The following is a 13,527-nucleotide window of genomic DNA, read 5'->3' on the forward strand; positions in this document are numbered from 1 at the left end:
AACACATGCGTCAAAGGCTTTCTATATTTTTCGCGCTCTGCTCGTTCTGGCTTTCATTCATGATAATTGGCCGTGTGATATTTTTAATCAACAATATCGAACTGTCTGCATCACTAACTGCCCAAGAAATATTACTTGCCATGTTGAATGGACTGCGCATGGATGCAAGTATAAGCGGCTACTTTCTAGCGCTCTCAGGTCTACTCTTAACGGCATCCGTCTTTTCTCCAAAGCGCTGGGTTGCCGTAACATTGGCCGCAGTAACGATTACGCTCATCGCACTCGCTGGACTTATCATTGTCGCCGATATGGAACTTTACAGACACTGGGGGTTTCGAATGAACAACTCTCCTTTCTTCTACATGGGTTCGGGCGCCGTTGGAAGCGTTGACCTTTTGGTCATCGTAAAATTAGTCGGCACGTGGATTTTGCTCACCGCGTTTTTTTCGTGGATGTATTTCAAAACCATTCACGCCAGGGTAAAGGAAATCACCAAGACCAAAAACTCAACAGCGCTCTTCATGTTGGTTCTTTCAGCATTGATGTTCATTCCCATACGTGGAAGTTTCAGTGTTGCGCCGATGAACAGTGGCTTCGTATATTTTCATAAGACGAAGGCGTACGCAAACCATGTCGCCATCAACGTGATCTGGAATTTCCTTTACAGCCTGCAAAAAGGTAGTAACGATAACTATCCTGAAAATTTTTTCGATAAGCAAAAAGCCGCGCAACTTTTCACATCACTCTATCCAACAACAGACTCAACAGTACAGCTGCTCAATACAAATCGTCCCAATATTATTTTTATCATTTTGGAAAGTTTTACGGCCGATGTTATTGAACCGTTGGGCGGTGTCGCTGGCGTTGCTCCGAACTTGAGCAAACTTTGTAAGGAAGGTATTCTCTTTGAGCAATTCTACGCCAGCGGAGATCGTACCGATAAAGGTGTGATTGCCATCTTAAGTGGATACCCCGCGCAACCTACGACGTCAATTATCAAAAATCCGTCGAAGACACAATCGCTTCCACAGCTCAATCCATTACTAAAACAACTTGGATACCGATCTTCCTTTATCTATGGCGGCGATATAGACTTTGCGAATTTTCGATCGTATTTCACCGTCGGTCAATACGATCACATCACCACCATGGACGACTTTGATGATGCGAAGAATATTTCCAAATGGGGTATTCATGACCATTTCATGTTCAACAAAGCGCTAGCCGAACTTGACACAACCACGGGGTTATTCACAAAAGTAATTTTGACGTTAAGTAGTCACGAGCCATTTGACGTTCCATTTAAATCCCACATCCAAGGCAGCGACGAAGAATCACTTTTTCTTAACTCATGCAATTATACCGACAAAAGTCTCGGCGATTTTATTGAAGCGCTTAAACAAAAACCTTTTTGGAAAAACACCTTGGTCGTGATTACAGCCGATCATGGTCATCGTCATCCACGCAACAAAGCGATTCAAGATAAAGAACGTTTCAAAATTCCGCTGCTATTACTCGGTGGTGCAATTAAAGGAGACACGACGATACATACGATGGGAGGACAAACCGATATTGCAAATACAATATTGGCGCAAATAGACAAGCCACATCCTGAATTCAAATTCAGCAAAAATCTTCTGGCTAAGAACGTCGTGTCTTTTGCTACCTACTTCTTCAACGACGGTTATGGATTTCTTCAGCCCAACCGTTACGTCGTATACGACAACCCCGGCAAACAATTCTTGAAAGGTATTAACGTTGATGATCAAACCAAAGATTTGAGCCAGGCATACCAACAAACCTTGTTCAGTGATTACAATAGTCGATAAACTACCCGTATGAAAAAATATTGCATCGCCCTACTATTCCTTGCTATTGCGTTAAACAGTCGCGCGCAAGAGTTTGGATTATCGTTCTCCTACTTCCTCCCGAAGAATGGTGAGTTCTCTACACCGATTAGTCCATTTTCAATTCGCGGGTTAGGGTTCAACATCACGAACTTTCTTGCGTTGGAAACGGGTGCATCATTGTACCGCATGTCGGGAATGAATTTGAAAGACTTGCCATTTGAAAGTAAGAAGTCGCTAGTGGGACCGAACTTCACCATTCTCGTTCCTGTCGAGCTTGTTATTGAGCTCAAAGGAAGCCGTGTGCAGTTCGACATCAAGGGTGGTGCGTTTGGGTTCTACGGTTTTGATCAGCGTATCAATTACGGGAACATGGATCGGGCGATCCGAGCTTATGAAGGTTGGCAGGTGGCCAATAGCCAATTGAAATTTGAAAACAAACCTGGATTTGGATTTCATACTGGCGCGGAACTCACCGTGTACATCAATGATCAATTCGGTATTTCACTCGAAGGAAACTATCTAATGGGTGAATCAAAATTCCCGCTAAAGGGAACCTATGTTGGCGGCAATGACGGCAGTTTTGAAATCGTTGATGTTGGCGATAGTTTCGACGATGCAAAGATTGACTTCATGGGTCTTGAAGTATCAATCGGTTTAATCTTCAATTCTGGTGGCGGAGGTCAACCGCGTGGTGGCGCTAAACGTAGACGTCGTTAAAAAGAAAAAACCGTCACGAAGGCGGGCGCGACGGTTATCAAGGTGTGAAATGATTTAAGAAACGGAACTAAAAAGATCAGCAAGACGATCACCTAGTTCATTCATTTCTTTTTTCACATCCTGGAAGGTGTTTCTCGCACTTTCCCGGACTTCATTCCACGTTTCTTTCGAAGACTTTTCAACATCTTTCAAAGTATGTTCAACCTCCTCGCGCTCTTCGATCAATTCGCGACGCACAGCGGTGAGGCGTTGCTTGGCTTCATCCGTACCGCGTTGCAGTTGCTGATCGGTAAGCTCTATCTTTTCATCAATTTTATCACGGAGCTCCCGAAGGTCTTGTTTAAGCTGTTCCCGTTCTGCCTTCAGATCTTCACTCCAGTCTTCACTTTCGGAATCTGTTGATATTTGTGTTTCATTGTCGCGTGTAGAACTGGTACACGAGTTCGTGAGACTTAATAATCCATAAGTCAACAAAAGCGACACTGCAATTCTTAAAAAGACTTTCATCGTTCTATCGATTTAACTTTTCTATTGATTTAATGAAGGCTACAATTTCCTTCTTTTGTTTTTGCACTTCCTGGTAAGCAGATGTCTCTTCACTTTTTCTAAATCGAACTCTTCTAAGCATTTGTTGTGTCAACTGCTTACAAAGCTTTCCGATCATTGCGCTTCCATTTTGTAATACGCACCTTTTCCCTCAGACTTTTTCTTGCTTTCTAAATATTGCTTTACCGCCTGAATAGCATCTTGCGAATACTTCTTAGATTTCCTTTTTAGTTTCTTTCGCATTTGTTTTCCGCTACTCGGCGCAACCAGTAAACCTGTTACAATTCCAAGGACCGATCCTATTACCAACCCTCCGATTAAATTTTTCGCTGAAATACTCATAGGACACACTCGTTTTTACCGAGTTGATGAGAAATAATAAAGCCAAAGTTTTTTGGCGCGCGCGACCGCCCGAATCTTCGAAATTCAAAGATTTTCACGCCAACAAGTCGTCACTTTCTACGCGCGGTCGTGAAATATTTCCACAGCTTGTTGAACATTCTTCCCACCGCTGTAATATCTCCTGGCTCCCTCAAAAAGGTGTTTCCAACGCAGATATATAGGAATCGCCGCGGCCCTCGCAGCAAGGTGCTGCTACCTCCTACTCGCGTTGGCATCTTCTTCTTAGGAGACGCAGCAGAACAAATTTTTTAACAACGTATGAAAAGAAAATTGAAGAATCGTTTTTTCGTAGGATATGGTGTAGCATTTCTCGTAGTGGTTTTGACGCTGTTGGTTTCCTACGATTCGAGCGCACAGGGTAATAGACCTGCTGCTGGTATTAAGGGGGGATTGAATGTGAGCAATCTATACACTGGTGATGTTGATGACAGAGACGCACGTTATGGCTTTAACGTCGGGGTCTTCGGACAACCCGTAGCCAGTGACGTAGCGGCATTACAACTCGAATTGTTATACTCTACTAAGGGTACTAAAGCCGTTACAGATGGACTCATCGATCAAGAAACAAAATTCAACTTGAATTATCTTGATCTGCCGGTACTTGCTGTTTTCAAACTTGGTAAAGCAATGGAGATTCACGCAGGTGCTTATGGTTCGTATCTGTTGGGTGCAAGCATCGATTCTGATGGCGACCTTGGCGACACATTCGACGAAGTTGATAAAGACAACTTCAACAGTGTAGACTACGGGGTACTCGGCGGTATTGGATTCAACTTGGGTGGCGTTCAAATCGGCGGTCGCTATAACCTCGGTCTAAACGAAATTGCAAAAAGCAGATCTGCAAAGAATGTGTTTGGAAATGCAAAAAATCAATTTGCACAACTCTACATCGCATTCAACCTCAATTATGACGGTGCAGAAGAATAAGACTTACAAAAGACCCATGAAAAAAGCCTGAACGTTTACATCAGGCTTTTTCTTTTGTTAAAGCAACTATTACAAGCGCTTTTTAATTTCCACTTTCATTGTCACGCACTTCCTCAACGTAATCAACTTTGTAATCGACAGTTGGGAAAAACACTTTCGCAAGACGATATGCGAAATACATGAACACAAAATACGTGGCGACAAAGGCCAAAAACATTACCACTACATCATTCATAACCTCACTGTTTGGTGAGGCCTATTCGAAAAATGATGCCACAATGATGGCGCATGCACCGTTTGAGCAGAATCAGCCAATTCTGTCAATTTTCTCGGACACACCGTTTCCTAAACGAAAATAGAATGTATTTCGCGCAAGCTAATTTCTCAATCCTGGAATGGGTAATTCAAAATAGGTCTTTGCTAAGGCTTCTTCTCTTCTGTAACGACAGCCGATATTTGATTCAACAACGGACCTTCGTTCACATTTTTATTATGCTTCTGATACAGCTTTCTAGAGTCTTCAGCAAACACTTTAAACGCAGCTTTTGAAGCAGCATCCTTAATGAAACTTTCTGCATCGTGCTCTACTTTGTGAACAGGCATCATGTAATAATCTTTTTGTGCGTCTACCGTGCGATAGATCCAATGCAAGTAGTAAGAAGCATTGCTGATCCTGGTAACACTCGTTGCCTGCGTTGTACTATCTTGCTGTCGTGATATTTTCTCCAATTCAATCGCCGCCAACGCACCACCATCCGTGTAACGCTTGCGCTGACCAGAAACATAATTCCCCAACGAGTATACCACAAATTGATCTTTCTCTTTTCGCCACTCCATCGGTTGTAATACATGTGGATGCGCGCCAATCACTAGCTTTGCGCCATGTTTGAAACAATATTCGGCGATATCAACATCTGCCGATCTGGGCAGACTTTCGTACTCCACGCCCCAATGTGTAAACACGATGATCGCATCGGGGTTCAACGACTTCGCTTTATCTAGGTCTTTTTTAATCATTGCACGATCAATGCGATTAACGATATTCGGCTTCGTTACTGGCAATCCGTTCGTACTAAAAGTGTAATTCAACAATGCCAGCTTAAAACCATTTTTCTCGATGATCAACGGTGAGTCATTCAGCCTACTCACGGTATCGATAAAAGTACCGGTGTGCGGAATATCCAAACTATCAAGCATCATGATGGTGCGTTCGAGTCCTTTCCGTCCGCGATCTACACAATGATTATTGGCTGTCACAAGAACATCGAAACCTGAATCTTTTAATCCTTTTCCCAATGCGTCTGGAGAACTGAATTGCGGATAACCTTTATAGGGTGGTCCCGCGAAAGTCAATTCCAGATTTCCAATCGCAAGGTCGGCCGACTCTAAATATGGTTTGATGAACTGAAAGCACGATGTATAGTCATAAACTTTCTTCACTGGATCATACGCGGAAGCAATTTGTGAATCGTGCCCCATAATGTCGCCGCCAAAAATGATAGACAGTCTGGTTGTGTCTTGCGCGAAGGTGGAACTTGTGATTAAAAAAAGTAGTATAAGTATTCTCATGTTTGTATTTATTTCGAACATCTGACGCCGCTGAAATTAATGAAAAATATTCTATTGGTTGCGGTCATCACAAATCACATTGCGACCGGTAAAAGCGAAATTACATTTGCATCACCGCATTTTCGGCAATCACAAAAACTTGATCGTCCTTCTTGGGTTGAATTGTTGCAAGTCCCGTGAAAGCTCCGAATGCAGGTAACAATCCTTGCTGACTACCAAAATAAAAACACGGCAACGTCATCGATTGTCTGCCCTTTCCGCGCAGTGTAACACCGGGATGAATATGCCCAGCAAGGTTATAATGATCGTGCGCAACAGTCTCTAAAGGATGATGTGTAAAAATGAATTTATCTAACAGTAACTCGTCGAACACACGAAATCCCTTTCGCTCATACTGACGTTCACTCATGATGTCGTGATTCCCAAGTACTAACTCGAAGTCCACTGCTTTGAAGTGATTGGTGATTTCTCCGAAAACTTCCCACTCCGAGTTGTAGTGGCTGTGAAAAAGATCGCCAAGACAGATAACACGCAGCGGCTTGATCTTCTGGATCAGGTCAACCAACACTTCAATATTGTGATCGTTTGCTTTGCGCGGAACAGGAATGCCCGACTTCCGGAAATGATTGATCTTGCCAATGTGCAGATCAGCAATTAGAAGCGCGTTCATACGCTTCCAGTGAATTGCTTTCTCAGGCCACAACGCAAATACTTCCTCTTTCACTGTAACAGATACTGACTTCATCATGGCAAGATAGCGTGAAGATCCCTGGACACAAGTTTTGATGTTTTACCCAAATATCATCATAGCAGTCACGTTTATTTCCGCCGTCGGAACAACAAAACAACCTGAAATAATCCAGATCAGCGTCGTCTCAACGCTAGCCTTGCTGATTATCAACGGATTTAGAACATTTTTACAAATTATCTTAACATATAACAACTTGACAATCAAGATTATCAATGGACACTCGTACGGTAATAATTAAAAAAACTTATTAAAGCCATAACCTGCGGCATTTGAATTCGGCTTAGATTGCGCTCGAATATTTAAGGTATGTTTGAATTAGACTTGTCGTATACCGTACTCCTGATAATTTGTTTAATAGCAGCCTGCGGTTTCGAATTTGTTAACGGCTTTCACGATACAGCCAACGCAGTAGCTACTGTCATCTACACGAACTCTCTTAAACCTTGGTACGCCGTAATACTATCCGGTATCTGTAATTTTTTCGGTGTTGTCATCAGCGTATACTTTGGATTATCAGTAGCGATTAAAATCATAAATTTACTACCTGTCGAAACACTGGTAGACCAGAATTTAAGTCACAGTCTGGCAATGGTTATGGCACTTCTCGGAACGGCCATTTTCTGGAACCTGCTTACGTGGTACTTCGGAATTCCTTGCTCCAGCTCACACACATTGATTGGTTCCATTTTAGGTGTAGGCTTGGCCTATTCACTACTCCCGGGGTCGCTTGGCGATGCCGTAAACTGGGGAGAAGCTCAAAAAATAGGAATGTCGTTACTCCTCTCCCCACTGTTCGGATTTTCGATGACCATCATCATCATGTATCTTCTTCGCATCACCACGAAGAAGACATCTTACGGAGACAGTCTTTTTAAAGAGCCCAAAAAAAATCAACCACCGCCAACCTGGATCAGGGCAATCCTGATTTTTACGTGTTCTGCTGTTAGTTTCTTTCATGGACAGAATGACGGCCAGAAGGGTGTCGGCCTTGTGATGCTGATCCTCATTGGTATCGTTCCAGCGTACTTTGCACTCGACTCACGATTTGATCCAACTGAACTTCCGAAGCCTTTGGCCAATATCGAATACATCGTATCATCGATCGACTCGATGTCTTTATCAAAGCCTGATCGTGAAAAACTTGCTGCAACAAAATTGATGAATGCGAGGTTACAATCGCGGTTCGCTACGTTAAGAGATGTGGAAGACATCCCTAAAGCAGAGCGATTCGAGGTTCGTAAAGACATCATGCTGTTGGATCGCACGTTAACGTCCATCACTGCCAAACCTGAAGTGAAATTGAGTTCACGTGATAAGGACAAAGTGAAATCAGAACTAAAAAAACTTCGCGGAATAACCGATTACGCTCCTACGGGTGTGATTCTGATGATCTCCTTTTCTTTAGGGCTTGGTACGATGATAGGCTGGAAAAGGATTGTAAAAACGATTGGTGAAAAAATAGGAAAAGAACACCTCACATATGCGCAGGGAGCAAGTGCAGAACTTGTTGCGGCCAGTACCATTGGATTATCATCATCATTCGGATTGCCGGTGAGCACAACACACGTACTCTCCTCCGGTATCGCAGGTAGTATGGTGGCCAGTAAAGGTGTTAAAAACCTTCAGCAGGATACGATCAGAAATATCCTGATGGCGTGGCTGCTCACATTGCCAGTGGTCATGATTATGGCGGGAACATTGTTCTTGTTATTCCGATCAATCTTTTAATTAATCGTCGATCTTTCGGCCATATAAAAAGCCATCTCAATATCGAGGTGGCTTTTTACTTCCCTGCAAACTGAATATCTTATGGCTACACTTTACGATTCGGAATTTCGATCGAGAATGTCGTTCCTTCTCCAAGTTTTGATTGCACCTGAATAGAGCCCTCAAGTTTCTCGATAGCGCCCTTGACGATATACAAACCTAGTCCTGATCCTTTACTGTCGGCATTCGCCCGGAAGAACATCTTAAAGATTTTATCCAAATATTCTTGTTGTATACCGATACCATTATCGGTAAATGCGATCACGGCTTTCTGTGCATCGGCTGTGATTTCAATTTTTAAAAACTGATCCTTCTTCCAAGCATCGCGATAGCGCACGGCGTTTGAGATCAGGTTATTGAAAATAATGAGTAGTCTACTGTAATCGGAATAGAACGCCCCTTTAATTTCCACCTTCCGAATACTCCGCACGGCCTCCGCTCCTTCCATGTATTTTAAAGAATCAATCGACTCTTGTAGCAATTCGTGGAAATCAATTTCTTTCGGCATGATGTCCATGCGCGAATTGCGTGAATAAAGAATGATGTCTGAGATGAAACTATCGAGTTTGGTTACGCTCTTCTCGATGAGGGCGAGATAGTTTTCTTGGTTCTTTTTATCGGGATCAAGCTTGATCATATTCAACAACCCTTTCACCGACATCAAGGGTGCCCGTAGATCGTGCGAAGCACTATATACAAATCGATCGAGCTCGGCGTTGATTTTGATCAACTCTTCATTTTGTCTCTTTAATAAATCTTCTGCCTTTGTTTGATTCGTAATATCCCTCGAATACACCGTAAGGCCTGTCACTTTTCCGTTCTCCACGATGGGGTATGTTTTAATTTCAAATGTGCGCAACTCCTCTTCAATCGTATAAGTATCAAAATACTTCCCCGGTCGTCCTTTCAAACCATGCTCATAGCGTGCTCTCCAGGTTTCGCGAAGCTCAACAAGCCCGTCGGGGATTAATGCCAAGATATTTGCGCCCTTCTTTAAACGAACGCCATATGCACTTTTGTATCTTTTGTAAAACTCTTTATTAAAATCGATTAACTCATTATCGGCATTGACGAGCCAAATACTATCGTCGATTGTATTGAGGATTGACCGAAGATTTGCCTCACTCTCTACAATTTTTTTCTGATAGGCCTTTCGAACCGTGATGTCGCGGCTAAAAACAGAGATGACTTGAACGCCATCAGGTCGGGTACTCGACTTAAAATGAATCTCCCAATAGTAGATACGGCCATCGATCTCAAATTCATCTTCAACTTTGATCGGTGTTCCGCTCAACGCAATCATGCAACGATCTTTCCACTCGTGCGTAAGTTCATGATTCACGGCTTCCATACTTTCAAGAAGCGACGCGCCTTTTCTCAACTCAATTCCATAGGTTTCCATAAAAACCCAATAGAATCCGGCATTGAGATTGATCACTTTAAAATCTTCGTCGAGCAGGAGAATATTCGAATCGGCATCTTCTATAATTGACGTAAATAGATCTTGCCACACGGCTACCTCCGCATGTTCCAGCATTGTCATACCAAAATGTCGTTAGATAAAGTTTAAATCAGACCCCTCAATTCAGTTTGAGTAACATCACAATACGTTTGTCATGTAACACATAGTCTCGGTTACGAATGCTGTTTAGATCCAAAAATCTTCTCTGGTTGCGATAAAAAGCCATTTTTAAAAGATTAAAGCCGTAGTTGCAACACTGAACGTAAAAACTAAAAATTGGATACTTAGTTTGTGTCTCCTATTTAGTGATCAGGAAAAACACCCCCAACATGTTGATGGTGTGTTATCTCCTTAGTAAATGTGCAGGGCAGCATACTACATCCGACAGAAACGAGCCTAGGTTTAAGATCGCATCATCATAACACACGCGACAAGCGATCGGTTTCCGCTCCATTGCAAATTGCGTCATCTATTTTATTCAATCGTTTTAGCGATGCCATAATGACTCCGACCTCCATGAACGGCACGCGCAGGTAGCGCATCGAAAAATTTAAATATATCGTTCCGACAATTTTTTTATCTACTTTTAGGCCCTTATCCAGTTACGATTTTGAGTGAGTTTAATGTGTTTTTAGGTGCACTGGCTGGTTACATTTGGTGGCCTGTTTTATTCTTGATTATTGGCGGCGGTGTATTCTTTCTACTATACTCTCGCTTCATTATTTACCGATATTTCTTTCACGCCATTGACGTTCTTCGCGGAAAATACGACGACCAAAATGCACCCGGGCAAATCAGTTCATACAAGGCGTTGTCAACAGCATTAGCTTCGACGGTAGGCATGGGAAACCTATCGGGAGTAGCCGCTGCGATTGCACTCGGTGGACCTGGCGCCCTATTCTGGATGTGGGTTACTGCACTGATCGGAATGGCAACCAATTTCTTTACGAGCACCCTGGCTTGCCTTTACCGTGGCAAAGACCAAGAGGGCGAACTTCAAGGCGGACCTATGTATGTAATTCGCGAAGGACTTTCCAAAGATTGGCATTTCTTAGCAGCCTTCTTTTGCATTTGCTGTATGGTCGGATCGCTTCCGATATTTCAAGCCAATCAACTCACGCAAGCCATCATCGATATTGGATTGAAACCACAAGGATTCAAAGAGAGTTTCTTTACAGTCGGATCGCTTTCCATCAGCACGACTAAACTTACCATCGGTTTGATCGTTGCCGTACTGGTTTCAATCGTCATCGTTGGTGGCATTCAACGCATAGGCAATTGGGCAGGACGCATGGTACCACTAATGGTAGTGCTGCATTTCATTTCGGTAGCGGTTATTCTTTTTGTGTACGCTGATCAGATTCCGCATTATATCAAATTAATATTCACGGATGCTTTCGCTCCATCGCATTACAAGGGCGATCCTTTCTTAGGTGGTGTGCTCGGGGGCATCATTATGCTCGGTGTGCGTCGCGCTACATTCTCTAACGAAGCTGGTATCGGCACCTCGCCAATGGCTATGGGCGCCTCTAAAAGCAATGAACCTGTTCGCGAAGGTCTAGTTTCGATGCTTAGCCCCGCGATCGATACATTGCTTTCATGCTCATTAACGGCCTTGGCAATTCTCGTGACAGGTGTGTGGCAAACAGAAGCTGAAGGAATCACGCTAACATCGAAAGCCTATCGTGCTGCGATGCCAATTGGCGGTGATTATATCTTACTGGTTTGTACAATCGTTTTTGCGATCAGCGCGCTATTCTCCTATAGCTATTACGGAAGAAAGGCACTTGCTTATTTGGTAGGATATCATACCAGCAGATGGTACGACTACTTTTATCTCAGCACCATTGCCGTTGGTGCCGTTGCGTCGATGAACTTGGTATTAAACATTATAGACATTGCCTTTGCGTTGATGGCAATACCTACCATGATATCAGCATTTAAGTTAGCGCCTATCGTGATGCGGGAAGCACGTGAATATTTTAAGCGCGTGTAACTGAATCGTGTGTGATTACACGACAACTTTCTTCTCCGTTGCGATAGGATAGTCAAACAGACCATGTTCTTTGATGGCCTCCTCTACTTTATGAGGCACAAACTTCTCCCATCCTGACTCACCTTTCTTTACCATCGCCAAAACGTGATCGGAGACGATGTGGAGATTTTTCACATTGGCATCGTTGATATCTTCAAGTTTATTGTTGTCCATCAGATATCGGAATAGGTGCTTCAAGTTCTCCGGTAACTCTTGCTCGAAATCTTTCAGCGTAAACAATTGATCCGAATCCTTACGAAGCGCCGGATAAATGTAGAGCTTCACGTTCGTTCCAAACAACGAAGCAAAACACTCTAGGATACCACCTCTGGTGTTTTCGTATGTCTTTTCTTCAAATACTTTTTGGAGGGCGTAAATACCCATGATGATTCCTGTCTTCTTACCCTTGGTGATGCGCGACAAGTAATCAACAAGTCGATAGTACTCGAAATAATTTGATATCAATACATTCTGCCCTAACGAACAAATGATGTCGGCACGGTGAAGAAAATCTCGTTCATCAATTTTACCATCAGGACTGAGATCGTTTAAGGTTAACTCTGTGATGAGAACAATTTTTGAGCGATCAACATCATGTTCATGCTTAAAGTGACGTCTCGAGGTGAGCAGCATGTCAACGTTAACGTGTGTTGGCGGACGGAATCTCCCGCGTAATACCAATACGTTCTTCTTATACAATTCATCCGATGGCTGCATGACATTACCATCTGATCCGAACATGGCGGCTTTTGTAAGTCCATTCTTCACAAGCTTCAAAGCCATCAACCGATTGTCGACGTGTTTGAAGTCTGGGCCACTCAATCGAAACATATCGATTTCGATACGACGTGTTGTGAGTCCATCCAACAACGACATCAAAATATCTTCAGGATCAGAAAGAAAATTACAAGCATAGATCAAGTTCACACCGACGATTCCAAGTGCATATTGTTGCTGCAACGGATCGGTATCAAACATCTTCACGTGAATCACGCAATCGTTTGGTTCCGACTGAGGTGTTAATTGAAAGCGAAGTCCCATCCATCCGTCGCCTTGATTGGTCCTTTCGTAATTGAGAATTTCCACCGTGTCGGCGAAGGCGAAGAAACGCGTCTTTTCAATTCGGTGGGGAAGACGTTCTGGTAGGAGAACATATTCGTGATCAAGCATCTGCATGAGGCGAGGCTCAGCTACGTAGCGCTCGCAAACGCCGTAAATAGCATCGCTAAATTTCATATCGTAGGCCGACATTGTTTTCGCGACTGTTCCGGAAGCACCGCCAACTTTGAAGAAGTTTGCTGCAACTTCTTGACCTGCACCGATCTCAGCAAACGAGCCGTAGATAGCTTTACTCAGATTGATTCGAAGAGCCTTCTCTTGCGTCGTCAGTTTTCTAAATTCTTCCATAACCTTCTACCCTTTACCGTCCTTTAATTTAAGTATTTGCGAGCACTTAAAAATTGACTACACAAAGATTAACATAAGCGGACAATCCATAAAC

Annotated in this window: 12 protein-coding genes; 5 read left to right on the forward strand and 7 right to left on the reverse strand. The window is 43.2% G+C overall.

The annotated features are described in order from the left end of the window. Positions 1 to 5: 5 nt before the first annotated feature. A complete protein-coding gene (locus DQQ10_RS11060) occupies positions 6 to 1,829 on the forward strand; it encodes an LTA synthase family protein (RefSeq protein WP_112746921.1) in 1,824 nt (607 codons plus the stop codon). A gap of 9 nt (positions 1,830 to 1,838) precedes the next feature. Beyond that, entirely contained in the window at positions 1,839 to 2,567 is a 729-nt protein-coding gene (locus DQQ10_RS11065) for a hypothetical protein (RefSeq protein ID WP_112746922.1), read from the forward strand. Between the two features lie 54 nt (positions 2,568 to 2,621). Here the strand turns inward: DQQ10_RS11065 and DQQ10_RS11070 are convergent, their stop codons facing one another. Next, positions 2,622 to 3,074, reverse strand: coding sequence for a hypothetical protein (locus DQQ10_RS11070; protein ID WP_112746923.1), 453 nt, complete (start codon positions 3,072 to 3,074; stop codon positions 2,622 to 2,624). 153 nt (positions 3,075 to 3,227) lie between these two features. Further along, the gene (locus DQQ10_RS11075) at positions 3,228 to 3,455 is read right to left on the reverse strand and encodes a YtxH domain-containing protein (protein WP_112746924.1); all 228 of its coding nucleotides are present in this window, start codon (positions 3,453 to 3,455) and stop codon (positions 3,228 to 3,230) included. 318 nt (positions 3,456 to 3,773) lie between these two features. Between DQQ10_RS11075 and DQQ10_RS11085 the strand changes: the two genes are divergently transcribed. After that, positions 3,774 to 4,442 (forward strand): porin family protein, encoded by a 669-nt coding sequence (locus tag DQQ10_RS11085; RefSeq protein WP_112746926.1) that lies wholly within the window; start codon positions 3,774 to 3,776, stop codon positions 4,440 to 4,442. 82 nt (positions 4,443 to 4,524) lie between these two features. On the opposite strand, the gene DQQ10_RS27930 is transcribed toward DQQ10_RS11085, so the two are convergent. From DQQ10_RS27930 to pdeM, 3 genes are all read right to left on the reverse strand, one after another. After that, positions 4,525 to 4,677 carry a hypothetical protein gene (locus DQQ10_RS27930; RefSeq protein WP_165823895.1) on the reverse strand — a complete coding sequence of 51 codons (153 nt, stop codon included), beginning with the start codon at positions 4,675 to 4,677 and terminating at the stop codon, positions 4,525 to 4,527. A gap of 185 nt (positions 4,678 to 4,862) precedes the next feature. Beyond that, positions 4,863 to 6,011, reverse strand: coding sequence for a CapA family protein (locus DQQ10_RS11095; RefSeq protein ID WP_165823896.1), 1,149 nt, complete (start codon positions 6,009 to 6,011; stop codon positions 4,863 to 4,865). 100 nt (positions 6,012 to 6,111) lie between these two features. Continuing rightward, positions 6,112 to 6,759: a ligase-associated DNA damage response endonuclease PdeM gene (gene pdeM / locus DQQ10_RS11100; protein ID WP_112746929.1), complete on the reverse strand. Its 648-nt coding sequence runs from the start codon at positions 6,757 to 6,759 to the stop codon at positions 6,112 to 6,114. Positions 6,760 to 7,068: 309 nt separating this feature from the next. On the opposite strand from pdeM, the gene DQQ10_RS11110 reads away from it, so the two are divergent. Further along, on the forward strand, positions 7,069 to 8,490 hold the full coding sequence (locus DQQ10_RS11110; protein WP_112746931.1) for an inorganic phosphate transporter: 1,422 nt from the start codon (positions 7,069 to 7,071) through the stop codon (positions 8,488 to 8,490). A gap of 85 nt (positions 8,491 to 8,575) precedes the next feature. Here DQQ10_RS11110 and DQQ10_RS11115 read toward each other — a convergent pair whose 3' ends face one another. Then, positions 8,576 to 10,072, reverse strand: coding sequence for a sensor histidine kinase (locus DQQ10_RS11115; RefSeq protein ID WP_112746932.1), 1,497 nt, complete (start codon positions 10,070 to 10,072; stop codon positions 8,576 to 8,578). Between the two features lie 529 nt (positions 10,073 to 10,601). Here DQQ10_RS11115 and DQQ10_RS11120 point away from each other — a divergent pair. Further along, positions 10,602 to 11,987, forward strand: coding sequence for an alanine/glycine:cation symporter family protein (locus tag DQQ10_RS11120; protein ID WP_112746933.1), 1,386 nt, complete (start codon positions 10,602 to 10,604; stop codon positions 11,985 to 11,987). 15 nt (positions 11,988 to 12,002) lie between these two features. Here DQQ10_RS11120 and DQQ10_RS11125 read toward each other — a convergent pair whose 3' ends face one another. Next, positions 12,003 to 13,433, reverse strand: a complete 1,431-nt coding sequence (locus DQQ10_RS11125) for a TonB-dependent receptor (protein WP_112746934.1) — start codon at positions 13,431 to 13,433, stop codon at positions 12,003 to 12,005. Positions 13,434 to 13,527 lie beyond the last annotated feature (94 nt).

This window comes from Pseudochryseolinea flava, assembly GCF_003286915.1.
Classification (GTDB): domain Bacteria; phylum Bacteroidota; class Bacteroidia; order Cytophagales; family Cyclobacteriaceae; genus Ohtaekwangia; species Ohtaekwangia flava.

What these genes read in the sequence shown, in the direction of transcription:
- DQQ10_RS11075 (WP_112746924.1), bottom strand. Translation starts at nt 3,455, where the DNA reads ATGAGTATTTCAGCGAAAAATTTAATCGGAGGGTTGGTAATAGGATCG.
- DQQ10_RS27930 (WP_165823895.1), bottom strand. Translation starts at nt 4,677, where the DNA reads ATGAATGATGTAGTGGTAATGTTTTTGGCCTTTGTCGCCACGTATTTT.
- DQQ10_RS11110 (WP_112746931.1), top strand. Translation starts at nt 7,069, where the DNA reads ATGTTTGAATTAGACTTGTCGTATACCGTACTCCTGATAATTTGTTTA.
- DQQ10_RS11085 (WP_112746926.1), top strand. Translation starts at nt 3,774, where the DNA reads ATGAAAAGAAAATTGAAGAATCGTTTTTTCGTAGGATATGGTGTAGCA.
- DQQ10_RS11070 (WP_112746923.1), bottom strand. Translation starts at nt 3,074, where the DNA reads ATGAAAGTCTTTTTAAGAATTGCAGTGTCGCTTTTGTTGACTTATGGA.
- DQQ10_RS11095 (WP_165823896.1), bottom strand. Translation starts at nt 6,011, where the DNA reads ATGAGAATACTTATACTACTTTTTTTAATCACAAGTTCCACCTTCGCG.
- DQQ10_RS11115 (WP_112746932.1), bottom strand. Translation starts at nt 10,072, where the DNA reads ATGACAATGCTGGAACATGCGGAGGTAGCCGTGTGGCAAGATCTATTT.
- pdeM (WP_112746929.1), bottom strand. Translation starts at nt 6,759, where the DNA reads ATGATGAAGTCAGTATCTGTTACAGTGAAAGAGGAAGTATTTGCGTTG.
- DQQ10_RS11125 (WP_112746934.1), bottom strand. Translation starts at nt 13,433, where the DNA reads ATGGAAGAATTTAGAAAACTGACGACGCAAGAGAAGGCTCTTCGAATC.
- DQQ10_RS11065 (WP_112746922.1), top strand. Translation starts at nt 1,839, where the DNA reads ATGAAAAAATATTGCATCGCCCTACTATTCCTTGCTATTGCGTTAAAC.
- DQQ10_RS11060 (WP_112746921.1), top strand. Translation starts at nt 6, where the DNA reads ATGCGTCAAAGGCTTTCTATATTTTTCGCGCTCTGCTCGTTCTGGCTT.